The sequence below is a fragment of the Pseudomonas sp. ICMP 8385 genome (assembly GCF_002699915.1).
In the GTDB taxonomy this organism is placed as follows: Bacteria; Pseudomonadota; Gammaproteobacteria; order Pseudomonadales; family Pseudomonadaceae; genus Aquipseudomonas; species Aquipseudomonas gessardii.
Window position 1 is genome coordinate 30,248 of sequence record NZ_LKBY01000101.1, and the last position, 26,178, is coordinate 56,425.

A 26,178-nucleotide genomic window follows, 5' to 3' on the forward strand; every position below is an offset into this window, starting at 1 on the left:
CTGAAGATCGAAATCTTCAAGCCCTCAAAAGGGTGAGAGGTGTCTAGTCCCTCAACCTGGTGAGCGGTGCTACAGGCGTTCAGGCCTTCAAAGGCACCAGACGCGGGGCAATCATGTTTTCCGGGCGCAGGATGTCGTCGAGCATGGCGTCGTCGAGCAAGCCTTCTTCGCGCACCAGTTCCAGTACGCCGCGGCCGCTTTCAAGGGCGATACGCGCGATGCGGGTGGCGTTTTCATAGCCGATGTACGGGTTCAGCGCGGTGACCAGGCCGATGGAGTGCTCCACCAGTTCGCGGCAGCGTGCTTCGTTGGCGGTGATGCCGACGATGCAGTGCTCGCGCAGCATGTCCATGGCGCGTTGCAGCAGGCGGATCGAGTCGAAGATCTTGAAGGCGATCAGCGGCTCCATCACGTTCAGTTGCAGTTGGCCGCCTTCGGCCGCCATGGTCAGGGCCAGGTCGTTACCGATGACCTGGAAGGCCACCTGGTTCACGGCTTCCGGGATGACCGGGTTGACCTTGCCGGGCATGATCGAGCTGCCTGGCTGACGCGCTGGCAGGTTGATCTCGTTGATCCCGGTACGTGGGCCGCTGGACAGCAGGCGCAGGTCGTTGCAGATCTTTGACAGCTTCACCGCCGTCCGCTTGAGCATGCCGGAGAACAGCACGAACGCGCCCATGTCGGAGGTGGCTTCGATCAGGTCGGCCGCCGGTACCAGCGGCTGGCCGCTGATGGTGGCCAGGCGTTGCACGGCCAGGGCCTGGTAACGCGGGTCGGCGTTGATGCCGGTACCGATGGCGGTGCCGCCCAGGTTGACTTCGGTCAGCAGCTCCGGGGCCAGGGTTTTCAGGCGTGCCAGGTCTTCACCCAGGGTGGTGGCGAAGGCGCGGAATTCCTGGCCGAGGGTCATCGGCACGGCGTCTTGCAGTTGGGTGCGGCCCATTTTCAGGACGTGGCCGAACTCGACACCCTTGGCGGCGAACGCCTGGATCAGGCTGTCGAGGCTGGCCAGCAGCGCGTCATGGCCCAACAGCAGACCCAGGCGGATCGCGGTCGGGTAGGCGTCGTTGGTCGACTGCGCCATGTTCACGTCGTTGTTGGGGTGCAGGTATTGGTATTCGCCCTTGTTGTGGCCCATGGCCTCCAACGCGATATTGGCGATGACTTCGTTGGCATTCATGTTGGTTGAAGTGCCAGCGCCGCCTTGAATCATGTCCACCACGAACTCTTCGTGGAAGTCGCCGCGGATCAGGCGGGCACAGGCTTCGCTGATGGCAGCGTGCTTGGCTTCGCTGAGCTGGCCCAACTCGCGGTTGGCATCAGCGGCGGCTTGCTTGACCATTGCCAGACCGACCACCAATTTCGGGTAATGCGAAATCGGAACGCCGGAGAGACGGAAGTTATTCACGGCTCGCAGGGTCTGGATGCCGTAATACGCTTGGGTAGGTACTTCGAGTACGCCAAGCAGGTCTTTTTCGGTACGGAATGATGCAGCGCAGGACATGACGGAAATCATCTCGATATGGACCCGGGCTAGGCCGGAACGCTGTGAATGCTAGGCTTGTGGGAGTTTTTGGGCCAATGCTGTTAAGCGCTGGCCTATGCACAAACGGCATAATGTTGATGTGACCCGGTTAACATGGCGGGCGTGTGTGCCAAAATGGTGCATGCCCTGGAGAATCTGATGAACCTTGAAAGCAAATGGCTGGAAGACTTTAGCGCCCTGGCGGCCACGCGCAGCTTCTCCCAGGCGGCGGAGCGGCGCTTTGTCACCCAGCCGGCCTTCAGCCGACGCATCCGCAGCCTTGAGGCGGCCCTGGGGCTGACGTTGGTCAACCGTTCGCGCACGCCCGTCGAATTGACGGCGGCGGGGCAGTTGTTCCTGGTAACGGCGCGCACGGTGGTCGAGCAACTGGGCGAAGTGCTACGCCATTTGCATCACCTTGAAGGCGGCCAGGGCGAAGTCATGCAAGTCGCGGCGGCGCACTCCCTGGCGCTGGGTTTTTTCCCACGCTGGATCGCGCAATTGCGCAACGAAGGGCTGAACATCGCCACGCGGCTGGTCGCGACCAACGTCGGCGACGCGGTGCATGCCCTGCGTGAAGGCGGCTGCGACCTGATGCTGGCGTTCTATGACCCGGATGCGGCGATGCAGATGGACCCGGATATTTTCCCGTCGCTGCACCTGGGCAATACCGAAATGCTCCCGGTGTGCGCCGCCGATGCCGAAGGCAAGCCGTTATTCGACCTGGAAGGCGAGGGCAGCGTGCCATTGCTGGCCTACAGCGCCGGGGCGTTCCTTGGGCGTTCGGTGAACCTGCTGCTGCGCCAGCGCGCCCTGCGCTTTACCACGGTGTACGAAACCGCCATGGCCGACAGCCTCAAAAGCATGGCCCTGGAAGGGTTGGGGATCGCCTGGGTGCCACAGTTGAGCGTGCGTGCCGAACTGGCCCGGGGTGAGCTGGTGGTGTGTGGCGGGCCGCAGTGGCATGTGCCGTTGGAGATTCGCCTGTATCGCTGTGCGTTGGTGCGCAAGGCGAACGTGCGGTTGTTGTGGCGCAAGCTGGAAGGTGGGGCAGCGCAGAGTAGCTGAACCCAGCACAGAACAAATGTGGGGGCTTGCCTGCGATAGCGGTGTATCAGCCGACACTTCCGGCACCGACCCTGCGCCATCGCAGGCAAGCCAGCTCCCACAGTATTTTGTGGTGTGTTCGCTGACCTGAAAGTCAATAAAACCGCAGGTTTGCCCAGTAAGACAGATGGTCATTCCAGGGGCTGTTTCTCCGCCGTATTACGGTATACTGCGCGGCCTTCGGCCGGTCCAACCGGCCTTAATTCGTATAACAAGCCACGCCGGATTTCCCGCGTGGCTTGTTGTTTTTTGACGCGCCTACGGGCGCCCAGAGAGAAGAGGCACGACGATGAGTGCATTGGTTGGCGTGATCATGGGCTCCAAGTCCGATTGGTCCACCCTTAGCCACACCGCCGATATGCTGGAAAAGCTCGGCATTGCGTTTGAAGTGAAGGTGGTTTCCGCCCACCGCACGCCAGACCTGCTGTTCCAGTATGCCGATGAAGCAGAATCCCGTGGCATCGAGGTGATCATCGCCGGTGCCGGTGGCGCAGCCCACCTGCCGGGCATGTGTGCGGCCAAGACCCACTTGCCGGTGCTCGGCGTGCCGGTGCAGTCGTCGATGCTCTCGGGCGTGGATTCGCTGCTGTCCATCGTGCAGATGCCCGCCGGGATCCCGGTGGCCACCCTGGCGATCGGCAAGGCTGGCGCGATCAACGCGGCATTGCTGGCCGCCAGTATCCTGGGCGCCAAGCATCCACAGTTCCACGCGGCCCTGAAGAAATTCCGCGCCGAACAGACTGACAGCGTCCTGGACAATCCAGACCCACGCATCGCCTGAGGTTGTTGATTGATGAAAATCGGTGTAATCGGTGGCGGCCAACTGGGTCGCATGCTGGCCCTGGCGGGTACGCCGCTGGGGATGAACTTCGCGTTTCTTGATCCGGCGCCGGACGCCTGTGCGGCGGCCCTGGGCGAACACCTGCGGGCGGACTACAGCGACCCGGACCACTTGCGCCAACTGGCCGATGAAGTCGACCTGGTGACCTTCGAGTTTGAAAGCGTGCCGGCCGAAACCGTGGCGTTCCTGTCGCAATTCGTCCCCGTGTACCCGAGCGCCGAAGCCCTGCGCATTGCCCGTGACCGCTGGTTTGAAAAAAGCCTGTTCAAGGACCTGGGCATTCCGACCCCGGCCTTCGCCGACATCCAGTCCCAGGCGGACCTGGACGCCGCCGTTGCCAGCATCGGCCTGCCGGCTGTGCTGAAAACCCGCACCCTGGGTTACGACGGCAAGGGCCAGAAAGTCCTGCGTACCGAAGCCGATGTGGTCGGCACATTCGCCGAACTGGGCAGCGTCGCCTGCCTGCTGGAAGGCTTCGTGCCGTTTACCGGCGAAGTCTCGCTGGTGGCCGTGCGGGCCCGGGATGGCGAAACGCGCTTCTACCCATTGGTGCACAACACCCACGACAGCGGCATCCTCAAGCTGTCCGTGGCCAGCACCGACCACCCGTTGCAGGCCCTGGCCGAAGACTATTCCAGCCGTGTGTTGAAGCAACTGGATTATGTCGGCGTGATGGCCTTTGAATTCTTTGAAGTGGACGGTGGCCTCAAGGCCAACGAAATCGCCCCGCGTGTGCACAACTCCGGGCACTGGACCACCGAAGGCGCCGAGTGCAGCCAGTTCGAGAACCACCTGCGGGCGGTCGCGGGCCTGCCACTGGGCTCCACGGCCAAGGTTGGCGAGAGCGCGATGCTCAACTTCATTGGCGTGGTACCGCCGGTGGAGCAGGTCATTGCGATTGAAGATTGCCACCTGCATCACTATGGCAAGGCCTTCAAGGTCGGGCGCAAGGTCGGCCACGCCAACCTGCGTTGCAAGGACCGCGCGACGCTCGATGCGCAGATCGCCAAGGTCCAGGCACTGATCGCCGCGCAATAAGCCATGGAGCGGCGGGAACCATTGGTTGCCGCCATCCTCTGATTGCAGGATGCCAAAGTCTGACTAGGCTTCAGCTAACTTTCATTCAGAGGGAAATGCCATGGGTATCATTGGAACCATCTTTATCGGTTTGATCGTCGGCCTGCTGGCGCGTTTCCTGAAACCAGGCGACGACAGCATGGGCTGGATCATGACCATCCTGCTGGGTATCGCCGGCTCCCTGGCGGCGACCTATGGCGGTCAGGCGCTGGGTATCTACCAGGCCGGCCAGGGTGCAGGCTTTATCGGCGCGCTGGTCGGTGCCATTGTGTTGCTGGTGATCTACGGTCTGCTGAAAAAGAAGTAATTCAGCGTCAAGCCCTCTGCGCTGCGCAGGCGCAGAGGGCTAGAATGCCGGCACTGTGTTTACTTGCCGAGCCCCTTCATGCGCCGCCTCCTGTTGACTGTCCTTTTGCTGGGTTCAAGCCTGGCCCACGCTGCTGAGCTGCCGGAAACCGACTGGCTGGAACTGATGCCCAAGTCGGATCAGAAAGCCCTGGAACAAATGCCGGATATCGACCACAACTCCCCTGAAGCCCTGGGCACCTTTACCGAAAAGGGTGGCTTGAAGCAGAGCAAGGGCTTGCCGGCCGTGATGTATTCGAGCAAGACCGTGGCGGCCATGAACGGCAAGCACATCCGCCTGGGTGGCTACCCGGTGCCACTGGAAACCGACGCCAAGGGCCGCAGCACCCTGTTTTTCCTGGTGCCTTACCCGGGCGCTTGCATCCATGTCCCGCCACCGCCGCCCAACCAACTGGTGCTGGTGCGTTATCCCAAGGGCTTGAAGCTGGATGATATCTACACGCCGCTGTGGGTCACCGGCACGTTGAAGGTGGAGACGGTCACCAACGAACTGGCGGATGCGGCATATGCGCTGGATGCGGGGGTGGTGCGGGTGGTGCAGGAAGCGGATCTATAGCCAACGCCACAAAACCCCCTTGTGGGAGTGGGCTTGTGTGGGAGCGGGCTTGCCCGCGATGGCGGTGTTTCAGCCGATACATTCGGCGACTGATACACCGCTATCGCGGGCAAGCCCGCTCCCACATTTTGGTTAGGTCTACAGGGGCAGGCTGGCCATGCTCACACCCATGGTATGGCTTGCGCCCGGTGCCAGCACCACCACATCGTCCAGCACATTGGCCGTTTCGATGCACAGCATGCCCTGCCAGCCATCGTCGGCCATGTCATCGAACGCCTTGGCGCGTTCAGTCCAGGGGTTCCAGATCACCGTCGATTTTGATCCTTGGCTGGTGAGCTGGATCCGGCGTTGCCAGTCGTTATCAACGATGTTCAATTGTGCCGGGGTGTCGAGGTAGATGCGGTCCGTCTCGGCAGTAAAGTGCAGGAGGCCGGCTTGCTTTTTGGTCGCCCAGCCGTCGGCGGTATCGATGTAGTCCAGCCCATCCAGGCCTGCGACCTGCACCTTGCGCACGTCGCTGACGGCGAAGTAGCTGTGCAGCGCCTGGCTGATCGTCACCGTGTCGGCGCCACGGTTGTGGCTGCTCAGGCGGATATGCAGTTGCTCATCCAACAGGATGCTCATTTTCATATCGACCTGGTGCGGCCAGCCCGGGAAACCGCCCGCCGGTGCCGGTAGCACCAGCTCAACCCGGTTGTCTTCGGCGCCGGCCAAGGTCCAGATGGCCGTGCGCGCGAAACCATGGGCGCCCGCTGGCTGGTCGCTCTGGCGCATCGCCTTGACGCTTTGCGGGTTGCGCTCGAACACGCCAAACCACGGCCAGCACACCGGCACGCCGGTACGGATGCCTTTGCCGGCCTTGAACACAGCCTTGTCGTTAGGCCAGATCACCGGTTTTGCGCCAGCGGGCTGGTAACTGAACAGGTGCGCCCCCTGTTGGGCCACCAGCACTTGGGCGCCGTTGTGGCGGATGCGCCAGCAGTCCAGCTCATCCATTTTCACGGTTTCAACGTGGGGCGTAGGCATACAAGGCTCTCTTGAATCACTGGCAATGGGGCAATGGACCGCCAAACCGCCGCGAGGTTTAACGCGCCCGCGACGGAACCGACCGGGTGCGCCCGCTGCCATCAATGGCGACGAACACAAACACCGCCTCGGTGACTTTGCGCCATTCGCTGGACAGCGGGTCATCGCTCCACACTTCGACCATCATCTGGATCGAGCTGCGGCCGATTTCCAGGGCCTGGGTGTAGAAGGACAACTGCGCGCCCACTGCCACCGGAACCAGGAAGGCCATGCGATCGATCGCTACGGTGGCCACGCGGCCACCGGCGACCTTGCTGGCCATTGCCGTGCCGGCCAGGTCCATCTGCGCGACCAGCCAGCCGCCGAAAATATCGCCAAAACCGTTGGTCTCACGGGGCAGCGCGGTGATTTGCAGGGCGAGATCGCCTTGCGGGATAGGATCTTCTTGTTCGAGTTCGATCATGCCGGGGGTGCCTCTGACCCGTGACTCTTGGACTATGTAATCGGTGAATAGCCGTCTTGGAAAAACGATTCAGCCCCGAACATACTACGTTCGTCACGTTTTCCGAAAGGCGCCTTGAGGGAAACTCTGCGAAATCGGCTGGCCGGTGCCAACGACGTTTTCGCGCAACTTCCACTGATAAGCAGGTGCAAGCTGGGCAGTATATCGGTCGATAGCCTGCACGACGACCTTCGGTTTCCTATATTTGTACATCTATCTACACCGCGTTACAGGCGCCAAGGAAATGGCCAAAACAGTCATGCAACTTGAGGGGTTTGACCATTGTTTCTTTTGAACCCGGCACCCCAGTATTTGCGGGTGTTTCTGGTCCCCGATAATAATTCAAAGAGGGAAGGGCGGACCTCGCCAGGCAGCCTGCCTGCGGGGCGGCGCCCACCGCTGTACAGGTGTTTAGACTGTGCTTTTGCGGGCAATTTGTTATCTTGCCCGACCTGCCAGGCCAAACCCACGCCGTTGCGGATTCCTGATCTGACCTAATAAGAGAAGCCTTGCCATGACCACAGTGCCTTCAAGCATTGCGCCGCCCGCCCGCCCGCTGAACCGCAACGACTACAAAACCCTGTCGCTGTCCGCCCTGGGTGGCGCGCTGGAGTTCTACGACTTCATCATCTTCGTGTTCTTCGCCACGGTGGTCGGCAAGCTGTTTTTCCCTGCTGATATGCCCGAATGGCTGCGCCTGATGCAGACCTTCGGCATCTTCGCCGCCGGCTACCTGGCGCGGCCACTGGGCGGGATCATCATGGCGCATTTCGGCGACCTGCTGGGGCGCAAGAAGATGTTCACCCTGAGCATCTTCATGATGGCCGTGCCGACCCTGATCATGGGCCTGTTGCCGACCTATGCGCAGATCGGCCTGTGGGCCCCGATCCTGTTGCTGCTGATGCGCGTGATCCAGGGCGCGGCGATTGGTGGCGAAGTGCCGGGGGCGTGGGTTTTTGTTTCAGAGCATGTACCGCCACGCCATATCGGCTACGCCTGCGGCACCCTGACCAGCGGCCTGACCGCCGGGATCCTCCTGGGTTCGCTGGTGGCCACCGCGATCAACACGATCTACACCCCTGAGCAGGTCTCGGATTACGCCTGGCGGATCCCGTTCCTGCTGGGCGGTGTGTTCGGCCTGTTCTCGGTGTACCTGCGCCGTTGGCTGCACGAAACCCCGATCTTTGCCGAAATGCAGCAGCGCAAGACCCTGGCCGCCGAGCTGCCATTGCGTGCGGTCCTGCGGGATCACCGTGGCGCCATCGTGCTGTCGATGCTGCTGACCTGGCTGCTGTCGGCCGGCATCGTCGTGGTGATCCTGATGACCCCGACCGTGTTGCAGACCATCTACCACTTCAGCCCGACCGTCTCGTTGCAGGCCAACAGCCTGGCGATCGTCACCCTGAGCCTGGGCTGCATCCTCTCTGGCGCACTGGCTGACCGCTTCGGTGCCGGGCGCGTGCTGATCGCCGGTTGCGCGTTGCTGCTCGCGACCTCATGGACGCTGTATCACAGCCTGCTGGACCACCCGGGCTGGCTGTTCCCGCTGTACACCCTCACCGGCCTGTTCGTCGGCGTGGTCGGTGTGGTGCCCTACGTGATGGTCAAGGCCTTCCCGCCGGTGGTGCGTTTCAGTGGCCTGTCGTTTTCCTACAACGTCGCCTACGCGGTGTTCGGTGGTCTGACGCCGTTGGTGGTCTCGCTGCTGATGAAGGAAAGCCCGATGGGCCCGGCGTACTACGTGGCGGTGATCTGCACCATGGGGATACTGGTGGGTGCCTACCTGTGGAAACGGGGGCGATAAACGCCTCGGGAGTAAAGGATGCACACGGATGTGCTCATCGGATTTTATGTAGGCGCCAGGTGGCAAGTCTTGCCTGGCATTCTGATACGGGCAAGCGAGCGCCTCCCTCCAGCATCGTGTCCAGTGCCGTTGCTGCATCGCTGACATTGATCACTTGATACTCGACCATAAGGTCGAGTAGCCAAAGTGCACCATGCACTTGCAGCCCGTCCCGTATAGCCTGGCGTCGGAGCTTCCCATCGCCAGTTAACAAGGGTCTTTTGGTCGTCTGTGCCAGCAGGTAGCAGGAGACGTCAGCCAAGGAACTGTTGTTGTGTTCGATTTTGAGTCCCCAGAGCTTTTGCACACCGTGTTCGTCAAATGACTCGACAACCAGTCCTTGAGCGAGCAGTTCATCATGGGGAAAATCCTCAAGCTCCTGCATGACGAAGTCGGTACAGCAGAGTGTGAATGGCAGCCTGAACATATGCTCCAGCAATCCCGCGTTTCTGAAGTCAATCCAGATATTGGTATCGCTGATATAGATCAGGCTCATGCACTCTCCAGTGAGCCCAGAAAGTTGGGGTCCAGAGCCTTTATTGGACGACGCAGTAACTCAACTGCTCGCGACTTGGTGATAAGGCCCTCTGCCAGGCCCCAGAACACTAGCGATTCAAAACGCTGAGGCGGCTTGCAGGGGAGCTGCTCGGGTTCTGCCTTACGCCAGCCATTGCTGCTGAACTGAATGATCAGGGATTTGTAGCCGCTTTCTCCTAGCAGGTTGAGGTCCTTCAAGCGACGGAGCGCCGCTTGCATCGAGAGCCCATACTGGCGTTTGGCAATCAATAGTTCGCGAGGGTGGACGCGTGAGCGTTGATGGCTCCCGAAATCTCCAGTGACACTTTTGGCTGGATAAAGAAAAGCCCCCGCGAAGCGGTGGCAGCAGCTTTCTTTATCGCGTTCGGGCATCTCATCAGGCAGTTGCATGACCCAGTGTCCCAACTCATGAGCAGCAGTGAAGCGAATGCGCTCGCCTGGTCTTTGGGCGTTCAGAGCGATCAGCACATGTTCGCCGCCATGGGTCGCGGCACAGGCACCGTCGAAATCATCCGGGCCATTGAGCATCACCACTTTGATACCGTGCTCTTCAAGTTGCTCAGTCAGATGGGCGATCGGGTCTGCGCCGATGCCCCAATATTTGCGCAGCTCCTCGGCCGCCCATTCGGCCTCCTCTATAGAGGTAACGGACAACATCTGTGGTGGAGTTCTGGCGGTCTGGATATCCAGCGGATCGAAGCACTCCTCCAGGGCAATGTATCGCTCCAGGTGTTCGCGAATCTGCTCCTCAACCTGCACCTGGCGGTATTGGGGCATTTTCGCCAGTTTGCGGAACTCCAGCGGTGCAAGTGGCAGGGCTTCGGGGCGAAAAAAATACTCCGGGCTCACCTCCAATGCCTTGGCCAATTGCAGAAGGCGCTGGGAGTTCGGAGTGCTCAAGCCTTTTTCATACTTGCTCAGGCCTTGCTTGGTGATGTCGCCGAGACTGAGCGCCAGTGCCTCCAGTGACATGCCACGCAACAACCTCGCGCGGCGGATTCGGTCATTGATCATGTGAGGTCTCCTTAAGTTGACAAGACTATGCTTTGCTTGTTTTTTGTCAACCTGGGGCAGACCGCTGGTTACGTCGCGTCTTTGACAGCGACGTGCGGAGGTTAGTGAGTGCGGTTCCTAGAGAAAACCCTAAAGATCTGTCGGAAAATTCCGGGTTACCTTCCGCTCAATACTGGCCTTTCATCTAATTGTCATATTCCAGACATAGAGTGTTCACACGGCCTACCGATACTTGGCCCCGATCCAACTATCCCTATCTGCTAGGAGTAAGGCATGAAACTGAAGCGTTTGATGGCGGCAATGACTTTTGTCGCTGCTGGCGTTGCGACTGCCCACGCGGTGGCCGCTGGTGTTGACCCGGCAATTCCGGCCTATACCAAGACCACTGGTGTATCGGGCAACTTGTCCAGCGTCGGTTCCGATACCCTGGCCAACCTGATGACCTTGTGGGCCGAGAACTACAAGAAAGAATACCCGAACGTAAACATCCAGATTCAAGCCGCCGGTTCCTCCACCGCGCCGCCTGCACTCACCGAAGGCACTGCCAACCTGGGCCCGATGAGCCGCAAGATGAAGGACAACGAACTGCAGGCTTTCGAGCAGAAGTACGGCTACAAGCCGACAGCTATCCCGGTGGCCGTAGACGCCCTGGCGGTGTTCGTGCACAAAGACAACCCGATCAAGCACCTGACCATGGCCCAGGTCGACGCCGTGTTCTCGTCGACTCGCCTGTGCGGCGCCAAGGCTGATGCCAAGACCTGGGGCGACCTGGGGGTGACCGGCGACCTGGCCAACAAGCCAGTGCAACTGTTCGGTCGTAACTCGGTATCCGGCACCTACGGCTACTTCAAGGAAGAGGCCCTGTGCAAAGGTGACTTCAAGCCAAACGTCAACGAACAACCAGGCTCGGCTTCGGTCGTGCAGTCCATCAGCTCTTCGCTGAACGGCATTGGTTACTCGGGCATCGGCTACAAGACCGCCAGCGTGAAAACCGTGGCCCTGGCCAAGAAAGAAGGCGGCGAGTTCGTCGAAGACACCGAAGAGAACGCCCTGAACGGCAAGTACCCGCTGTCGCGCTTCCTCTACGTGTACATCAACAAAGCCCCGAACAAGCCTCTGGCCCCGTTGGAAGCCGAGTTCGTGAAGCTGGTTCTGTCCAAACAGGGCCAGGAAGTTGTCGTCAAGGATGGCTACATCCCACTGCCAGCCAAAGTTGCCGCCAAGGCACTGGCTGACCTGGGTCTGAAAGAAGGCAAATAAGCCTGCACTACCTGGTGTAGAGGCATGCTCTTGTGTGGGAGCGGGCTGGCCCGCGATGCTGGCGACACGGTTTAAATTGAAATCGCGTTGATGCCATCGCGGGCCTGCCCGCTTCCACAACAAGCGGCCTACACCGCTAATTTTTCGGTCCGCTGCCAGCTCTGCTACGCGGCGGATTTTTTGCGTCACTGCATTGTCATCTTTCTGTCATACAGGATCGCTAGGGTGTGCGCATGAATGATCTGGCCAATTCCACCATGACGACGACTTCTCCTCCCAAGCGCATTGACTTCAATACGCCTGAGCTGCAACGCAAGCGCCGCATCCGCGCGCTCAAGGACCGCCTGACCCGTTGGTACGTACTGGTCGGCGGTCTTGCCGTCCTCGGCGCTATCACGCTGATTTTTTTCTTCCTGGCCTATGTGGTCGCGCCGCTGTTCCAGGGTGCCAGCCTGACCAAGGACGACGCCCTGACCCCAGCCTGGATGCAGGATGCCGGCAAGCCGTTGCTGATCTCCCTGGAAGAACAGAACCAGGTCGCCATGCGGGTTTCCGACAAAGGCCAGGCGTTGTTCTTCAGTGTCGACAGCGGCGTGGAACTCAAGCGTGTCGACCTGGCCCTGCCGGCCGGCGCCAGCGTGGTGTCCATCGGTAAAGACCAGCCAGGCAGCCCGCTGGTGATCCTTGGCCTGTCCAATGGCCAGTCCCTGGTGTTCCGCCACTCTTATAAAGTGTCCTACCCGGACGGCAAGAAGACCATTTCGCCCGAGATCGAATACCCTTACGGCGAAGCGCCGATGGTGCTCGATGAAGCCGGTCGGCCGCTGGAGCACGTTGCCCTCAATGCCACCGACACCTCGCTGATTGTTGCCGGTTCCGCCGGCTCGCACCTGAACGTGCTGTCGGTGAGCCGCGAAGAAAACATGATGACCGGCGAAGTGGTCAGCGAGCAGAAACGCATCGACCTGCCACAAATGACCGAGCCTGTTAAAGCGATCTTTGTCGATCCGCGCCAGCAATGGCTGTATGTGATCAACGGTCGCGCCCTGGCCGATGTGTTCAGCCTGCGGGACAACAGCCTCAACGGTCGATACAAATTGTTGGAAGATGGCAGCGCCGAAATCACCGCCAGCACCCAGCTGGTGGGCGGTATTTCGCTGATCGTCGGTGACTCCAAGGGTGGCCTGGCCCAGTGGTTCATGGCCCGCGACCCGGATGGCGAGCAACACCTCAAGCAGATCCGTACCTTCCAGATGGGCACCACGCCGGTGGTGGAAATCACCGCGGAAGAGCGGCGCAAAGGCTTTACTGCCCTGGATGCCGCCGGCCAGTTCGGGGTGTTCCACAGCACCGCGCACCGCACCCTGCTGGTGGACCCGGTGGTCGAGAGCCAGGGCCTCTTCGGCATGTCGCCACGGGCCAACCGTGTGATCGTCGAAGCCGGCGGCAAGCTGCAGCCCTTGACCCTCGACAACCCGCACCCGGAAGTGTCCTGGAGCGCGTTGTGGAGCAAGGTCTGGTACGAAAACTACGACGAGCCTAAATACGTCTGGCAATCGACCGCTGCCAACAGCGACTTTGAACCCAAGATGAGCCTGGCGCCACTGACCTTCGGTACGCTCAAGGCCGCGTTCTACGCCATGCTGCTGGCCGCCCCCCTGGCCATTGCCGCGGCGATCTACACCGCTTACTTCATGGCCCCGAGCCTGCGCCGCAAGGTCAAGCCGGTGATCGAGCTGATGGAAGCGATGCCGACGGTGATCCTCGGCTTCTTCGCCGGCCTGTTCCTGGCGCCGTATGTCGAAGGGCACCTGCCGGGGATTTTCAGCCTGCTGATGCTGTTGCCGATTGGCATCCTCGTCGCCGGCTTTGTCTTCAGCCGCCTGCCTGAGTCGATCCGCCTGCGGGTGCCGGATGGCTGGGAAAGCGCGATCCTGATCCCGGTGATCCTGTTTGTGGGCTGGCTCTCGCTGTACATGAGCCCGTACCTGGAAACCTGGTTCTTCGGTGGCGACATGCGCATGTGGATCTCCCACGACCTGGGCATCACCTATGACCAGCGCAACGCCCTGGTCGTTGGCCTGGCCATGGGTTTTGCGGTGATCCCGAACATCTACTCCATCGCCGAAGACGCCGTGTTCAGCGTGCCCCGTGGCCTGACCCTGGGCTCCCTGGCCCTGGGCGCCACGCCATGGCAGACCATGACCCGCGTGGTGTTGCTGACCGCCAGCCCCGGGATTTTCTCGGCGCTGATGATCGGTATGGGCCGTGCGGTGGGCGAGACCATGATCGTGCTGATGGCCACGGGTAACACCCCGGTCATGGAAATGAACCTGTTTGAAGGCCTGCGCACCCTGGCAGCCAACGTCGCGGTGGAAATGCCCGAGTCGGAAGTGGGCGGCAGTCATTACCGCGTGTTGTTCCTCTCGGCGCTGGTGCTGCTGCTGTTCACCTTCATCATGAACACCCTCGCCGAGCTGATCCGTCAGCGTCTGCGCAAGAAATACTCGTCGCTTTAAGAAAGGTAGAAGTCTGTGAAACAGAACTCCCTGAATGGATGGTTCAAGAGCGGCGCCCCTGGCGTCTGGATCAGCGGTGGCGCGGTGGCCATCGCGGTCATCATGACCATTGGTTTGCTGGCTGTGATTGCCGTGCGTGGCCTGGGTCACTTCTGGCCGGCCGACCTGATCCAGGCCAACTACAACGTGCCGGGCCAGGCCAACCACATCGTCATCGGCGAAGTGGTACAGAAAGAACAAGTGCCACGCGAGCGCCTGAAAAGCGCAGGCCTGCCGGTGCCGGACGAAGGTCCGGAGTTCATGACCCGCGAGCTGATCAAGGTCGGCAACCGTGACTTGAACGGCAATGACTTCACGTGGATCGTCGGCGAATGGCTGACCAACCAGACCACGCCTGCCGAGCTGATGGCCATCGAGCGTCGTGAGTGGGGCAACTTCTACGGCACCCTGGTCAACGTCAAGCAGGACGGCAAGGTCATCGCCGAAGGCGAGGCGGCCTGGCCGGAGCTGCAGGCGCGGGTTGAGCGGGTGAACAGGCTGGCGGCCGATCTCAAGACTCTTGAGAAGCGCGATATTGGCGCGATCAACGCGGGCCTTGAGCGGATCCGCCTGCACGGCCGCAAACTGGAACTCAGCGGCCAGCTCGACGCCGCCGCCCAGGCCGATATGGATGCCGAGCGCGCCGAGCTGAATGCGCGTTACCAGGCCGTCGAGGCGCGCCTGACCGACCTGCATGCCCAGTTCAACCGCGACAGCCTCACGGCCCGCGATGCCAACGGCAAAGAGCTTGAGATCAATATCGGCCATGTGGTGCACGCCTACCAGCCGAACGCCATGGGCACCCTGACCAAGATGGGGTTCTATGTCAGCAAGGTCTGGGAGTTCCTCAGCGACGACCCACGGGAAGCCAACACCGAAGGCGGGATCTTCCCGGCGATCTTCGGCACCGTGATGATGACCCTGATCATGGCGATGATCGTGACCCCGTTCGGCGTGCTGGCGGCGGTCTACCTGCGTGAATACGCCAAGCAGAACACGTTGACCCGTGTCATCCGTATCGCGGTGAACAACCTGGCGGGCGTCCCGGCGATTGTCTACGGCGTGTTCGGCCTGGGCTTCTTTGTGTACGTGCTGGGTGGTTCGGTGGACCGCCTGTTCTTCCCCGAAGCCCTGCCGGCACCGACCTTCGGTACGCCGGGCCTGTTGTGGGCCTCGCTGACCCTGGCGCTACTGGCGGTGCCGGTGGTGATCGTGGCCACCGAAGAAGGCCTGGCGCGCATCCCACGCACCGTGCGTGAAGGTTCCCTGGCCCTGGGTGCGACCAAGGCGGAAACGCTGTGGAAAATCGTCCTGCCCATGGCCAGCCCGGCGATGATGACCGGCATGATCCTGGCCGTGGCCCGCGCCGCCGGTGAAGTGGCGCCGCTGATGCTGGTGGGTGTGGTGAAACTGGCGCCGTCGCTGCCGCTGGACGGCAACTACCCGTACTTGCACCTGGACCAGAAGATCATGCACCTGGGCTTCCATATCTACGACGTCGGCTTCCAGAGCCCCAACGTCGAGGCCGCCCGCCCGCTGGTGTACGCCACTGCGTTCCTGCTGGTGCTGGTGATCGCCACGCTGAACCTGTCGGCGGTATGGATTCGTAACCACCTGCGCGAAAAGTACAAGGCACTGGACAGTTAATTGAAGTGAACGCGGATTAAATGTGGGAGGGGGCTTGCTCCCGATAGCGGTGTGCCAGCCAGCACATGTGTTTCTGATACACCGCTATCGGGAGCAAGCCCCCTCCCACACAACGAATTGGTAGCACAGGGAGCATCCCATGCAACATGAAACCCATTCCCACGGCATCAACATGTCAGCCCTGGGTCGCGACAAGCAGAGCCTGAGCCTGGCTGAAGAAACCGTGGCCATCGAAGTCCCGGGCCTGAGCCTGTACTACGGTGAAAAACAGGCACTGTTCGACGTCAGCATGAACATCCCCAAGCAACGCGTGACCGCCTTTATCGGCCCGTCGGGCTGCGGCAAGTCCACGCTGCTGCGCACCTTCAACCGCATGAACGACCTGGTGGACGGTTGCCGTGTGGAAGGCGCGATCAACCTCTACGGCAGCAACATCTACCGCAAGGGCGAAGACGTGGCCGAGCTGCGTCGCCGGGTGGGCATGGTGTTCCAGAAGCCCAACCCGTTCCCCAAGACCATCTACGAAAACGTGGTCTATGGCCTGCGCATCCAGGGCATCAACAAAAAGCGCATCCTCGACGAAGCGGTCGAGTGGGCCCTTAAAGGCGCGGCGCTGTGGGACGAGGTCAAGGACCGCCTGCACGAGTCGGCCCTCGGCCTGTCCGGCGGCCAGCAGCAGCGTCTGGTGATTGCCCGGACCATCGCCGTGGAGCCGGAAGTGCTGCTGCTCGACGAACCCTGCTCGGCACTCGACCCGATCTCGACACTGAAAGTCGAAGAACTGATCTACGAACTCAAGTCCAAGTTCACCATCGTCATCGTGACCCACAACATGCAACAGGCGGCGCGGGTTTCCGACTACACCGCGTTCATGTACATGGGCAAACTGGTGGAGTTCGGCGATACCGACACCCTGTTCACCAATCCGGCGAAGAAGCAGACCGAAGACTACATCACCGGTCGCTACGGCTAGGAAGCTGTGGTTCTGATTGCACTGACGCTGCGGTTCTCCGCACCTTACCGGACGCTCCAAGGACGCCAACATGATTAGCAAAGAAGGCCTTACCCACCACATCTCCGCGCAGTTCAACGCCGAGCTTGAGGAAGTGCGCAGCCACCTCCTGGCCATGGGCGGGCTGGTGGAGAAGCAAGTCAACGATGCGGTGACCGCGCTGATCGAGGCCGACTCGGGCCTGGCCCAGCAAGTGCGCGAGATCGATGACCAGATCAACCAGATGGAACGCAATATCGACGAGGAATGCTTGCGCATTCTCGCCCGTCGCCAGCCGGCGGCGTCCGACCTGCGTTTGATCATCAGCATTTCCAAGTCGGTGATCGATTTGGAGCGTATCGGCGACGAAGCCACCAAGATCGCCCGTCGCGCCATCCAGTTGTGCGAAGAAGGCGAAGCGCCGCGTGGTTATGTCGAAGTGCGCCACATCGGCGACCAGGTGCGCAACATGGTGCGCGACGCGCTGGATGCCTTTGCGCGCTTCGACGCCGACCTGGCGTTGTCGGTGGCCCAGTACGACAAGATCATCGACCGCGAGTACAAGACCGCCCTGCGTGAGCTGGCGACCTACATGATGGAAGACCCGCGCTCTATCTCGCGGGTCTTGAGCATCATCTGGGTGCTGCGCTCCCTGGAGCGGATCGGCGACCACGCGCGCAATATCTCGGAATTGGTGATTTACCTGGTGCGCGGCACCGACGTACGGCACATGGGCCTCAAGCGCATGAAGGCCGAAGTTGAAGGCACGGCCAATCAAATCCCTAATGTTCCGGCAGAATCTGACGATAAGTAAGATTGCCCGAGAAATAAACGCCCGACCTCTGGTCGGGCGTTTGCGTTTGTGGCGTAGAGTTTTGCGCTGCGGGCTGCCATAAAGTCCCGGCGTGACTGACGAGTTTTTGGCAAGATGCCATCAGTTAAGCATTTTGCTTGCCGGGGTTTTGAGAGGATGAAGGGTCGATGAGTAAAGTCAGTGTATTGGTGGTGGATGACGCCTCGTTTATTCGCGACCTGGTGAAGAAGTGCCTGCGTAACTACTTCCCCGGCATCAGGATTGAAGATGCGGTAAACGGCAAAAAGGCCCAGGCCATCCTGATGCGCGAAACCTTCGACATGGTGCTGTGCGACTGGGAAATGCCGGAAATGTCCGGCCTGGAATTGTTGACCTGGTGCCGTGAGCAACCGCAACTCAAAACCATGCCGTTTGTCATGGTCACCAGCCGCGGCGACAAGGAAAACGTAGTCCAGGCCATCCAGGCCGGCGTTTCCGGCTACGTCAGCAAGCCTTTCACCAACGAACAGTTGCTGAACAAGGTCAAGCAGGCCCTGAACAAGATCGGTCGCCTCGACGCCTTGCTGGCCAGCGCGCCGACCAAGATGAACTCGGCCTTTGGCAACGACTCCCTCAGCGCCCTGACCGGCGGCAAGCCCGAAGCGGTCAAGCCGGCCCCGGTGGCCGCGCCGAGCAAAGGCTTGCTCAGCACCCCGCCCGTGCAGGCCGCGGCAGCCCCCTCGGCCACCAGCGGTCGTGGCCAGGGCCAGTTGCGCCTGTCCAGTGGCACCCAGCAATGTGTGATCAAGGCCCTGAGCATCAAGGAAGCGTTGCTGGTGGTGCGCCGTGGCGACGTCCTGCCCCAGGTGCTGGAAAGCGCGGTGCTGGACCTTGAGCAAGGCGAGAACGCCGAGACCGCCCGCCTCAATGGCTATTTGCATGCCATTGTCGCCTATGAACCACGCCCCGACAGCGACTGGCTGCAACTGACCTTCCGCTTTGTCGACCAGGATGCGCAGAAGCTCGACTACATCTCCCGCCTGATCGCCCGGGGTACGGCGCAGAAGCATTTTGTGCCGGGTGCGTGACCTTCCCAAAAACGCCGTGGATCGACCAGTTGTCTGATTCTCGGCGTGCGCCTTGATTTATATCGGTTCCGATATAATTTTTCGGTAGCGCTTCGGTGCTATCGAGTGTCCGCCATGCCTTGCAACACACAACTACCGCCGTTGGCTGAATCGTCGATTACGCTTTTTCTTTCCAGGAAGGGAGAAGTGAATGCCAAGGCACAAGGATGTGGTGTTTGTGGGAAGCTCGCTCAAGGATCTCAAGTCGTTTCCGCGCGCGCCAGATTGCAGGAGTTAGGCTAAGTGACAGCCCAAACGCTAAACACCGAACGTTTCAGCAGTGTCTGGGATGCCCTGGAAGACACCCCCCAGCAGGCCGCGAACATGCGTTTGCGCTCAAAACTGTTGCTGGAGCTGTGCAAGACTATTCGCGGTTGGGAGCTGTCCCAGAAGGACGCGGCCCAGCGCCTGCACATAAGCCAGCCACGACTCAACGATGTACTCAGTGGCAAGATCGACAAGTTCTCCCTGGATGCCTTGGTCAATTTGTCCGCTGCCGCCGATATGGACGTAGATATTTGCTGCTCGGCGCAACTCGCCTGACTCACACAACATTGTCATGAACCCTTGCTAGCCTGCCGTTCAGTCATACCCTGCAGGTTTCTCCCATGCTTGTGCGTTTTTTGCTGTTTTGTGGCCTGTGTACGGTCGCTTCATCGACCCTGGCCATGACCCTCTATCGTTCCACCGATGCCCGTGGCGTGGTGTTTTTCAGTGACCAGAAGACCCCCGGCGCCCAGGCGTTTGTGTTCCAGGAGCGCCGGGTCGCGCCGCAGAAGCGCCAGGGGCTTGATCCCCAGCCTGCCCGTCATCTGCGGCCTGCACCGTTCCAGCGCTATCCCTTGCCCTGGCGCGGCGGTCCGTTCCGCCTGACCCAGGGCCCTGGCGGCACGTTCAGTCATTCTGACGTCAAGAGCCGCTACGCCATGGACATTGCCATGCCCGAGGGCACGCCGATCATCGCGGCACGGGGCGGGGTGGTGGTGAAGACCGAGAACAGCCAATCGGGACGTGGCAGTGACCCGTCGGGCAACTTTGTGCGGGTGCTGCACGATGACGGCACCCAGGGCGTGTATCTGCACCTCAAGCAGGGTTCGGTCAGCGTCAGGGACGGGCAGCGGGTGGGCGTGGGCAGCCCGCTGGCGCTGTCGGGCAATACCGGCAACAGCAGCGGGCCACACCTGCATTTTGTGGTGCAGCGCGATACGGGGGCGGGGTGGGTATCGATTCCGTATGAGTTCACGCAGCCGGTACAGGCCTTGCCCAACTTTGCGTCGGGCCTGTAGGCGCCGGCAAGCCGACGCCTACAAAGGGCTTAGTCGAGCATCAGCACCTTGGCCAGCACGATTTTCGGGCCTTTCATCTTCTTGATGATGATCCGCAGGCCTTCGACTTCCAGGACTTCTTCCTCTTCCGGCACCCGGTTCAGGGTGTCGTAGATCAAGCCGGCGAGGGTTTCGGCCTCGATGTGGTCCAGGTCGATGCCCAGCAGGCGCTCGATCTTGAACAGCGGCGTGTCGCCACGCACCAGCAGCTTGCCCGGCTGGTAGGCGAGGATGCCGCGTTCGGCCTTGCGGTGTTCGTCCTGGATATCGCCCACCAGCACTTCCAGCACGTCTTCCATGGTCAGGTAGCCGATGATATTGCCGTCGGCTTCCTCCACCAGGGCAAAGTGCGCGCCGCCCTTGCGGAACTGCTCCAGCAATTGCGACAGCGGCATGTGCCGCGACACGCGCTCCAGCGGGCGGGTCAGCTCGGCCAGGTTGAACGACTCGGGGATATGGTCCAGGGCCGCCAGTTCCAGCAGCAAATCCTTGATATGCAGCAGGCCGACAAACTCACCGCGCACGGCGTCGTACACCGGGTAGCGGCTAAATTTGTGGCGGCGGAACAGCGCGAGGATTTCCTTGAGCGGGGCGTTGAAATCCAGGGTCACCAGGTCTTCCCGGGAGTTGGCCCAGTCCACCACTTCCAGCTCGCCCATTTCCACGGCCGAGGCCAGCACGCGCATGCCTTGGTCGCTGGGGTCCTGGCCACGGCTGGAGTGCAGGATCAGCTTGAGTTCTTCGCGGCTGTAATGGTGCTCGTGGTGCGGGCCGGGCTCGCCCTGGCCGGCGATGCGCAGGATCGCGTTGGCGCTGGCGTTGAGCAGGTAGATCGCCGGGTACATGGCCCAGTAGAACAGGTACAGCGGCACCGCCGTCCACAGCGACAGCAACTCGGGCTTGCGAATGGCCCAGGACTTGGGCGCCAGCTCGCCGACCACGATGTGCAGGTAGGAAATCACGAAGAAGGCGGCAAAGAACGACACGCCCTTGATCACTTCGGCCGATTCGACGCCCATGGCGCCCAGCAGCGGCTCCAGGATGTGCGCGAAGGCCGGCTCACCGACCCAGCCCAGGCCCAGGGAGGCGAGGGTGATACCCAGCTGGCACGCCGACAGGTAGGCGTCGAGCTGGCTGTGGACGGTGCGCAGGATCTGCCCGCGCCAGCCATTGGTGTGGGCGATCGCCTCGACCCGGGTGGCGCGCAGTTTGACCATGGCAAATTCCGCCGCAACGAAGAAACCGTTGAGCAGTACCAGGATCAGTGCAAAAAGAATCATGCCGAAATCGGCGAAGAGTGTCGCGAGGGTGATACCAGGGGAAGGGTCCATGATGGGGTTTTGCGGGTTCCGTGTGTTCAAAAAGGGGTGATGGCAGTGCCTCAAGGGCGGGCACAAGTCAGGCAATGTAGCGGCTGACGGGGCGCTTGCCTAGTGGCGGCTGCCGGGTGGATCCGTGAATGCCTGCTGCATTGGGCTTATGTGGGAGCTGGCTTGCCTGCGATGCAGGCGCCTAGGTCTTACAGATGCACCGAGGTGATGCTATCGCAGGCAAGCCAGCTCCCACAGGAGGTGGGGGGGTATTTTCAGATTAATCCTTCACCGCGATGGCTTGCGAACGGCTGACCTGGGTCGGCGCAAAGTGGCAGGTAAAGGTACTGCCGTGGCCCAGTACGCTGCTGATTTCCAGGCGGGCCCGGTGGCGCAACAGCACATGCTTGACGATCGCCAGGCCCAGCCCGGTGCCGCCGGTGTTGGAGTTGCGGCTGGAGTCGACGCGGTAGAAACGCTCGGTAAGGCGCGGCAAGTGCTTGCTGTCGATACCAATCCCCGAATCCTGCACGCTCAGGTGCGCGCCTTGCTGGTCGGCCCACCAGCGGATGCGGATCGTGCCTTTGTCCTGGGTGTACTTCACGGCGTTGAACACCAGGTTGGAAAAGGCGCTGCGCAACTCGCCCTCGCTGCCCTTGAGCAGCACCGTCGGGTCGGCTTCCAGGGTGATGTGCTGGCCGCGCTCGCCGGACAGGGCCTGGGCATCGTTCTTGATGGTCTGCAGCAGGCTCTGTACGGCCACGGGGTGGTTGTCCGAGGGGTAGTCGGTGGCTTCCAGCTTGGCCAGCAGCAGCAGGTCGTTGAGCAGGGTCTGCATGCGTGAGCCTTGTTGCTGCATCTGCTGCAAGGCACGGCTCCAGCGCGGGTTGACCTCTTCGACGTTGTCCAGCAGCGTTTCCAGGTAGCCGCAGATCACCGTCAAGGGCGTGCGCAACTCGTGGGAGACGTTGGCGACGAAATCCTTGCGCATCTGTTCCAGCTGATGGATGCGGGTCACGTCGCGCACCAGCATCAAGTGTTCGTTGTTGCCATAGCGCGTGAGGTACAGCTGGATGCGCACCCGGTCATTGGTGGGCGACGGGATTTCCAGGGCTTCCTCGTAGTTGTCCTGCTCGAAGTATTCCTTGAAGCGCGGATGGCGTACCAGGTTGGTCACCGGCTGGCCGCTGTCCTGGGGCGTCTTGAGGCCCAGCAGGGTCTCGGCGGCGCGGTTCCACCATTCCAGGTTGCCGTCGCTGTCGAGCATGATCACCGCGTCCTTGAGCGCGGCGGTCGACTCCTGGACCCGGTCGATCACCGCCTGCAGGCGGCCACGCACCCGCTGGTCGCGGCGTTGCAGGTGATAGATGCTGTCGAACACCTCGCCCCACAGGCCATAGCCGTCGGGTGGCGCTTCATCGGGTTTATGCTGGCGCAGCCAGTCGTGCAGGCGCAGCAATTGCTTGAGGGTCCAGCCCAGGTAGAGGCCCAGGCCAATGGCCAGGCTCCAGCCGTAATAGCCGCTGATCAGGCCCACCAACAGGCAGCCGGTGACCAGCAGGAGCATGTGGCGGATCAGGGTGCCATGCCAGTTTTGGTTCACTTGAACATGCGTCCTTGTCGGCTGTTAAGTCTGGGTAGGGTTGGCTCAACCCTTGGTTGAAAACCGATACCCGGTGCCGCGCACGGTTTGTACCAGGTTCTCATAGGCATCGCCCAAGGCTTTGCGCAGGCGGCGGATATGCACGTCCACGGTGCGCTCCTCGACATACACGTTGCCGCCCCACACCTGGTCCAGCAATTGCCCGCGGGTATAGGCGCGTTCCTGGTGGGTCATGAAAAACTGCAACAGGCGGTATTCGGTGGGGCCCATCTCGGCCGGCGTGCCGTCGATGGTCACGCGGTGGCTGATGGGGTCCAGCACCAGGCCGCCGACTTCAATCGGGGCCTCGCCATCGGTCGGGCCGGCGCGGCGCAATACGGCCTTCAGGCGTGCAACCAGTTCCCGTGGGGAAAATGGCTTGGTGATGTAGTCATCGGCACCGACTTCCAGGCCCTGGATCTTGTTGTCCTCTTCGCCCTTGGCGGTGAGCATGATGATCGGGATATCCCCGGTCAGCTCATCGCGCTTGAGGCGCCGGGCCAATTCGATGCCGGAGGTGCCGGGCAGCATCCAGTCCAGCAGGATCAGGTCCGGCTTGCGGTCGACGATAATGGCGTGGGCCTGCTGGGAGTTCTCTGCCTCCAGGCAGTCATAGCCGGCCATTTCCAACGCAACGGCGATCATTTCGCGAATGGGCGCTTCGTCGTCAACGATCAGAATGCTCCTGCCAACCATGCTAAGTCCTCTTGTCATTTAACTGTCTTGCGCCGCATTAGATAACGGAATTATTGCAGTCGTGTGACAGTATTTTACTGGCCTGCGCAATCGGCCGGGTCCTGAACTACGCTTTGGGTCCGAATCCTGGCAACCGCAAAAGGAAGGTTCCGATGAGTCAACGTACTTTTTCCTGGAAAGCCCTGCTGGTCACGGTGGCGTTGACGCTGCCAGCACTGGCTGTCGCGGCAGACCCCGCCATGACTAAAGACGGGATGTTGGTGGACCACAAGGGCATGGCGCTTTATACCTTTGCCAAGGATGCCGACGGCAAGTCTATGTGCAATGACAAGTGCGCGACCAACTGGCCGCCGTTGAAGGCCGAGTCCACCGATAAGCCGATGGGCAAGTGGACCGTCATCACCCGTGACGACAACACCAGTCAGTGGGCTTATGACGGTAAGCCGTTGTACACCTTCATTGCCGACAAGAAGGGCGGCGTTGCGACGGGTGATGGCAAAATGGATGGCGCCTGGAAGGTCGCCAAGCCCTAGGCCACAACTGTGTGGGGGCTTGTTGTGGCAAGCCCTCTCATCCCGTCTTATCGAAAGGCGTAGTCCGCCACAATCCCGACAAAAATCGCCAACCCCGCCCAATGGTTGTGCAAAAACGCCTTGAAGCACTTCATCCGGTCCCGATCCCGGGTGTACCAGAACTCCCAGGCAAAGCAACCCGCAGCTGCCACCAACCCCAGGTGGAACCAGCCGCCCAGCTCAAAGCGCGAGCCCGCCAGCAGCAGGCACAGCAGCGCCAACCCCTGCAAGGTAAGGATGATGATCCGGTCGGCATCGCCAAACAGGATTGCGGTGGATTTGACGCCGATTTTCAAATCGTCATCGCGGTCGGTCATCGCGTAATAGGTGTCGTAGGCCACCGTCCACAGCAGGTTGGCGATATACAGCAACCACGCAATGGCCGGCAGGCTGCCGGTCTCGGCGGTAAACGTCATGGGTATGCCCCAGGAAAACGCCGCGCCCAGCACCACCTGCGGGTAATAGGTGTAGCGCTTCATAAAGGGGTAACTGACCGCCAGCGCCAGGCCACCCAGGGACAGCCAGATGGTGGCGGCGTTGGTCAGCAGCACCAGCAGGAAACTGATGGCCATCAGCACCGCAAAGAACACCAGGGCCTCTTTGGAGCTGATCTTGCCGCTCGCCAACGGGCGTTGCGCGGTACGCTTCACATGACCGTCGACCTTGCGGTCCGCCCAGTCATTGATCACGCAACCGGCGGCCCGGGTCAGGGTCACGCCGAGGACAAAAATCACGATATTGCTCAACGACGGCGAGCCCTTGCCGGCAATCCATAGTGCCCACAAGGTGGGCCACAGCAGCAGATAGATGCCGATGGGCTTGTCCATCCGCGTCAGTTGTACGAAGTCCCAGGCCCGTGGGTGCAGGCGGTTCAGGGAGTGGAGCAGGCGCTGGTACATCAGCAGTTCTCCGCAGATGGGTGCACGGCTTGCCACAGGCTCGGCAGGAACACCTCTGCCACCAAGACGCTCAACGCGCCGCGATCAAAGCGCGAGCGCCGCGCCCACAAGCCATTGGCCTGATCCGCCTTCGGCAGCCAGGCGCGTGGGTAATGGCAGACTTCGATGGCCTGGCGGGTGAAGGCCTGGTCACAAAACAGCAGTTCGCCCAGGGAACGGCTGCCCAACTCATCCATATGCAAGCCATCGCCCTGCAAGGCACTGCGCGCCGCGACGCTGCGGGCAAACACCCAGGCCTGGCCGTGACCGCGCAAATACACCTCGCGCACCCAGCCAATACTGGCGACTGGCAGGTCGAGGGCGGCGCATTCGTCGTCTCGCAGGGGCTGCCAGCCTTCGTACAACGGCGTGACACTGAAACCATCGTGGGACAGGTGCGTCAGACGGCGGGTCAGCGACCCCTCATCGAACAGCCAGTCGAGGGTAGGAGGCGCGGGCAAAGGGTGCAGAAGGCTCTGGTTCAGCCATTGGCAGGCATCGGGAACAGCAATCGAATGCGGCACGGGGAGTCATTATTGGCAGTTAATGAGGCGCCGAGCTTACCATGGCCGCCTGGATTGTTGCCGGGGTGCGGCGGGACATTGGGGCGAACGTGCTTGCATCTGGGCGCCCCGATCAGTACAAAACGCCCTGAGCCGCACGGCAATGCTGGATCTATCGACTGTCGGCCAGTACGCCTGGACCCTGAGGAAGCAAGTAATGAAGAAGTGGCAATGTGTAGTCTGTGGCCTGATCTACAACGAAGCGGACGGATGGCCGGATGACGGGATCGCCCCCGGCACCCTGTGGCAGGACGTCCCGGAAGACTGGCTGTGCCCGGACTGCGGCGTCGGCAAAATGGATTTTGAAATGATCGAAATCGGTTGATTCGCTGAATTTAAGAAACGTACTACAAGGAGAATGG

The 26,178-nt window shown here is 61.2% G+C and carries 26 protein-coding genes; 16 read left to right on the forward strand and 10 right to left on the reverse strand.

Annotated features, from left to right (window positions below; genetic code table 11):
* Positions 1–79: 79 nt before the first annotated feature.
* Positions 80–1,504 (reverse strand): aspartate ammonia-lyase, encoded by a 1,425-nt coding sequence (gene aspA, locus AO268_RS15410; protein WP_099169181.1) that lies wholly within the window; start codon positions 1,502–1,504, stop codon positions 80–82.
* Positions 1,505–1,684: 180 nt separating this feature from the next.
* Here aspA and AO268_RS15415 point away from each other — a divergent pair, with 180 nt between their 5' ends.
* From AO268_RS15415 to AO268_RS15435, 5 genes are all read left to right on the forward strand, one after another.
* Positions 1,685–2,593: a LysR substrate-binding domain-containing protein gene (locus tag AO268_RS15415; protein WP_076965092.1), complete on the forward strand. Its 909-nt coding sequence runs from the start codon at positions 1,685–1,687 to the stop codon at positions 2,591–2,593.
* A gap of 328 nt (positions 2,594–2,921) precedes the next feature.
* Entirely contained in the window at positions 2,922–3,413 is a 492-nt protein-coding gene (gene purE / locus AO268_RS15420; protein ID WP_029289954.1) for a 5-(carboxyamino)imidazole ribonucleotide mutase, read from the forward strand.
* 12 nt (positions 3,414–3,425) lie between these two features.
* Entirely contained in the window at positions 3,426–4,511 is a 1,086-nt protein-coding gene (locus AO268_RS15425) for a 5-(carboxyamino)imidazole ribonucleotide synthase (protein ID WP_099169182.1), read from the forward strand.
* A gap of 100 nt (positions 4,512–4,611) precedes the next feature.
* Positions 4,612–4,857, forward strand: a complete 246-nt coding sequence (locus AO268_RS15430) for a GlsB/YeaQ/YmgE family stress response membrane protein (protein WP_029289950.1) — start codon at positions 4,612–4,614, stop codon at positions 4,855–4,857.
* A 78-nt stretch (positions 4,858–4,935) separates the two neighbouring features.
* Positions 4,936–5,472 (forward strand): DUF3299 domain-containing protein, encoded by a 537-nt coding sequence (locus tag AO268_RS15435; protein ID WP_099169183.1) that lies wholly within the window; start codon positions 4,936–4,938, stop codon positions 5,470–5,472.
* A gap of 138 nt (positions 5,473–5,610) precedes the next feature.
* On the opposite strand, the gene AO268_RS15440 is transcribed toward AO268_RS15435, so the two are convergent.
* Both AO268_RS15440 and AO268_RS15445 read right to left on the reverse strand, forming a co-directional pair.
* Entirely contained in the window at positions 5,611–6,498 is an 888-nt protein-coding gene (locus AO268_RS15440) for a D-hexose-6-phosphate mutarotase (RefSeq protein ID WP_099169184.1), read from the reverse strand.
* A 58-nt stretch (positions 6,499–6,556) separates the two neighbouring features.
* Positions 6,557–6,961 (reverse strand): acyl-CoA thioesterase, encoded by a 405-nt coding sequence (locus tag AO268_RS15445; protein ID WP_003176975.1) that lies wholly within the window; start codon positions 6,959–6,961, stop codon positions 6,557–6,559.
* 562 nt (positions 6,962–7,523) lie between these two features.
* Here AO268_RS15445 and AO268_RS15450 point away from each other — a divergent pair.
* Entirely contained in the window at positions 7,524–8,804 is a 1,281-nt protein-coding gene (locus AO268_RS15450) for an MFS transporter (RefSeq protein WP_169866545.1), read from the forward strand.
* A gap of 34 nt (positions 8,805–8,838) precedes the next feature.
* On the opposite strand, the gene AO268_RS15455 is transcribed toward AO268_RS15450, so the two are convergent.
* Both AO268_RS15455 and AO268_RS15460 read right to left on the reverse strand, forming a co-directional pair.
* Positions 8,839–9,339, reverse strand: coding sequence for a nucleotide-binding protein (locus AO268_RS15455; protein WP_076965086.1), 501 nt, complete (start codon positions 9,337–9,339; stop codon positions 8,839–8,841).
* The gene (locus AO268_RS15460; protein WP_076965085.1) at positions 9,336–10,394 is read right to left on the reverse strand and encodes a helix-turn-helix domain-containing protein; all 1,059 of its coding nucleotides are present in this window, start codon (positions 10,392–10,394) and stop codon (positions 9,336–9,338) included. Before AO268_RS15460 ends, AO268_RS15455 begins: the two co-directional genes overlap by 4 nt.
* 273 nt (positions 10,395–10,667) lie before the next feature.
* On the opposite strand from AO268_RS15460, the gene AO268_RS15465 reads away from it, so the two are divergent.
* From AO268_RS15465 to AO268_RS15500, 8 genes are all read left to right on the forward strand, one after another.
* Positions 10,668–11,654 (forward strand): phosphate ABC transporter substrate-binding protein PstS, encoded by a 987-nt coding sequence (locus AO268_RS15465; protein ID WP_038444526.1) that lies wholly within the window; start codon positions 10,668–10,670, stop codon positions 11,652–11,654.
* 233 nt (positions 11,655–11,887) lie between these two features.
* On the forward strand, positions 11,888–14,173 hold the full coding sequence (locus AO268_RS15470) for an ABC transporter permease subunit (RefSeq protein ID WP_076965084.1): 2,286 nt from the start codon (positions 11,888–11,890) through the stop codon (positions 14,171–14,173).
* Positions 14,174–14,188: 15 nt separating this feature from the next.
* Positions 14,189–15,859, forward strand: a complete 1,671-nt coding sequence (gene pstA / locus AO268_RS15475; protein WP_099169185.1) for a phosphate ABC transporter permease PstA — start codon at positions 14,189–14,191, stop codon at positions 15,857–15,859.
* 139 nt (positions 15,860–15,998) lie between these two features.
* On the forward strand, positions 15,999–16,832 hold the full coding sequence (gene pstB, locus AO268_RS15480) for a phosphate ABC transporter ATP-binding protein PstB (RefSeq protein ID WP_029289934.1): 834 nt from the start codon (positions 15,999–16,001) through the stop codon (positions 16,830–16,832).
* Between the two features lie 70 nt (positions 16,833–16,902).
* Entirely contained in the window at positions 16,903–17,664 is a 762-nt protein-coding gene (gene phoU / locus AO268_RS15485) for a phosphate signaling complex protein PhoU (protein ID WP_099169186.1), read from the forward strand.
* Positions 17,665–17,831: 167 nt separating this feature from the next.
* On the forward strand, positions 17,832–18,731 hold the full coding sequence (locus AO268_RS15490; protein WP_076965081.1) for a response regulator: 900 nt from the start codon (positions 17,832–17,834) through the stop codon (positions 18,729–18,731).
* A gap of 282 nt (positions 18,732–19,013) precedes the next feature.
* Positions 19,014–19,313, forward strand: a complete 300-nt coding sequence (locus tag AO268_RS15495) for a helix-turn-helix domain-containing protein (protein ID WP_076965080.1) — start codon at positions 19,014–19,016, stop codon at positions 19,311–19,313.
* A gap of 65 nt (positions 19,314–19,378) precedes the next feature.
* The gene (locus tag AO268_RS15500) at positions 19,379–20,056 is read left to right on the forward strand and encodes a M23 family metallopeptidase (RefSeq protein ID WP_076965079.1); all 678 of its coding nucleotides are present in this window, start codon (positions 19,379–19,381) and stop codon (positions 20,054–20,056) included.
* A gap of 29 nt (positions 20,057–20,085) precedes the next feature.
* Here the strand turns inward: AO268_RS15500 and AO268_RS15505 are convergent, their stop codons facing one another.
* From AO268_RS15505 to phoB, 3 genes are all read right to left on the reverse strand, one after another.
* A complete protein-coding gene (locus AO268_RS15505; protein WP_076965078.1) occupies positions 20,086–21,426 on the reverse strand; it encodes a hemolysin family protein in 1,341 nt (446 codons plus the stop codon).
* 259 nt (positions 21,427–21,685) lie between these two features.
* A complete protein-coding gene (phoR, locus tag AO268_RS15515) occupies positions 21,686–22,972 on the reverse strand; it encodes a phosphate regulon sensor histidine kinase PhoR (RefSeq protein ID WP_257154400.1) in 1,287 nt (428 codons plus the stop codon).
* A gap of 81 nt (positions 22,973–23,053) precedes the next feature.
* A complete protein-coding gene (gene phoB / locus AO268_RS15520; protein WP_076965076.1) occupies positions 23,054–23,743 on the reverse strand; it encodes a phosphate regulon transcriptional regulator PhoB in 690 nt (229 codons plus the stop codon).
* 152 nt (positions 23,744–23,895) lie between these two features.
* Here phoB and AO268_RS15525 point away from each other — a divergent pair, with 152 nt between their 5' ends.
* Positions 23,896–24,276 (forward strand): COG4315 family predicted lipoprotein, encoded by a 381-nt coding sequence (locus AO268_RS15525; RefSeq protein ID WP_076965075.1) that lies wholly within the window; start codon positions 23,896–23,898, stop codon positions 24,274–24,276.
* A 47-nt stretch (positions 24,277–24,323) separates the two neighbouring features.
* On the opposite strand, the gene ubiA is transcribed toward AO268_RS15525, so the two are convergent.
* Entirely contained in the window at positions 24,324–25,214 is an 891-nt protein-coding gene (gene ubiA, locus AO268_RS15530) for a 4-hydroxybenzoate octaprenyltransferase (RefSeq protein WP_076965074.1), read from the reverse strand.
* Positions 25,214–25,777, reverse strand: coding sequence for a chorismate--pyruvate lyase family protein (locus AO268_RS15535; RefSeq protein WP_076965073.1), 564 nt, complete (start codon positions 25,775–25,777; stop codon positions 25,214–25,216). The genes ubiA and AO268_RS15535 overlap by 1 nt, the downstream gene beginning before the upstream one ends.
* 196 nt (positions 25,778–25,973) lie before the next feature.
* Between AO268_RS15535 and AO268_RS15540 the strand changes: the two genes are divergently transcribed.
* Positions 25,974–26,141 carry a rubredoxin gene (locus AO268_RS15540; protein WP_032856748.1) on the forward strand — a complete coding sequence of 56 codons (168 nt, stop codon included), beginning with the start codon at positions 25,974–25,976 and terminating at the stop codon, positions 26,139–26,141.
* Positions 26,142–26,178: the final 37 nt, after the last annotated feature.

What these genes read in the sequence shown, in the direction of transcription:
- AO268_RS15525 (WP_076965075.1), top strand. Translation starts at nt 23,896, where the DNA reads ATGAGTCAACGTACTTTTTCCTGGAAAGCCCTGCTGGTCACGGTGGCG.
- AO268_RS15460 (WP_076965085.1), bottom strand. Translation starts at nt 10,394, where the DNA reads ATGATCAATGACCGAATCCGCCGCGCGAGGTTGTTGCGTGGCATGTCA.
- AO268_RS15445 (WP_003176975.1), bottom strand. Translation starts at nt 6,961, where the DNA reads ATGATCGAACTCGAACAAGAAGATCCTATCCCGCAAGGCGATCTCGCC.
- AO268_RS15415 (WP_076965092.1), top strand. Translation starts at nt 1,685, where the DNA reads ATGAACCTTGAAAGCAAATGGCTGGAAGACTTTAGCGCCCTGGCGGCC.
- pstB (WP_029289934.1), top strand. Translation starts at nt 15,999, where the DNA reads ATGCAACATGAAACCCATTCCCACGGCATCAACATGTCAGCCCTGGGT.
- AO268_RS15435 (WP_099169183.1), top strand. Translation starts at nt 4,936, where the DNA reads ATGCGCCGCCTCCTGTTGACTGTCCTTTTGCTGGGTTCAAGCCTGGCC.
- AO268_RS15455 (WP_076965086.1), bottom strand. Translation starts at nt 9,339, where the DNA reads ATGAGCCTGATCTATATCAGCGATACCAATATCTGGATTGACTTCAGA.
- AO268_RS15440 (WP_099169184.1), bottom strand. Translation starts at nt 6,498, where the DNA reads ATGCCTACGCCCCACGTTGAAACCGTGAAAATGGATGAGCTGGACTGC.
- ubiA (WP_076965074.1), bottom strand. Translation starts at nt 25,214, where the DNA reads ATGTACCAGCGCCTGCTCCACTCCCTGAACCGCCTGCACCCACGGGCC.
- AO268_RS15505 (WP_076965078.1), bottom strand. Translation starts at nt 21,426, where the DNA reads ATGGACCCTTCCCCTGGTATCACCCTCGCGACACTCTTCGCCGATTTC.
- AO268_RS15490 (WP_076965081.1), top strand. Translation starts at nt 17,832, where the DNA reads ATGAGTAAAGTCAGTGTATTGGTGGTGGATGACGCCTCGTTTATTCGC.
- phoB (WP_076965076.1), bottom strand. Translation starts at nt 23,743, where the DNA reads ATGGTTGGCAGGAGCATTCTGATCGTTGACGACGAAGCGCCCATTCGC.
- aspA (WP_099169181.1), bottom strand. Translation starts at nt 1,504, where the DNA reads ATGTCCTGCGCTGCATCATTCCGTACCGAAAAAGACCTGCTTGGCGTA.
- AO268_RS15540 (WP_032856748.1), top strand. Translation starts at nt 25,974, where the DNA reads ATGAAGAAGTGGCAATGTGTAGTCTGTGGCCTGATCTACAACGAAGCG.
- AO268_RS15470 (WP_076965084.1), top strand. Translation starts at nt 11,888, where the DNA reads ATGAATGATCTGGCCAATTCCACCATGACGACGACTTCTCCTCCCAAG.
- AO268_RS15425 (WP_099169182.1), top strand. Translation starts at nt 3,426, where the DNA reads ATGAAAATCGGTGTAATCGGTGGCGGCCAACTGGGTCGCATGCTGGCC.
- AO268_RS15430 (WP_029289950.1), top strand. Translation starts at nt 4,612, where the DNA reads ATGGGTATCATTGGAACCATCTTTATCGGTTTGATCGTCGGCCTGCTG.
- AO268_RS15500 (WP_076965079.1), top strand. Translation starts at nt 19,379, where the DNA reads ATGCTTGTGCGTTTTTTGCTGTTTTGTGGCCTGTGTACGGTCGCTTCA.
- phoR (WP_257154400.1), bottom strand. Translation starts at nt 22,972, where the DNA reads ATGCTCCTGCTGGTCACCGGCTGCCTGTTGGTGGGCCTGATCAGCGGC.
- AO268_RS15465 (WP_038444526.1), top strand. Translation starts at nt 10,668, where the DNA reads ATGAAACTGAAGCGTTTGATGGCGGCAATGACTTTTGTCGCTGCTGGC.
- purE (WP_029289954.1), top strand. Translation starts at nt 2,922, where the DNA reads ATGAGTGCATTGGTTGGCGTGATCATGGGCTCCAAGTCCGATTGGTCC.
- phoU (WP_099169186.1), top strand. Translation starts at nt 16,903, where the DNA reads ATGATTAGCAAAGAAGGCCTTACCCACCACATCTCCGCGCAGTTCAAC.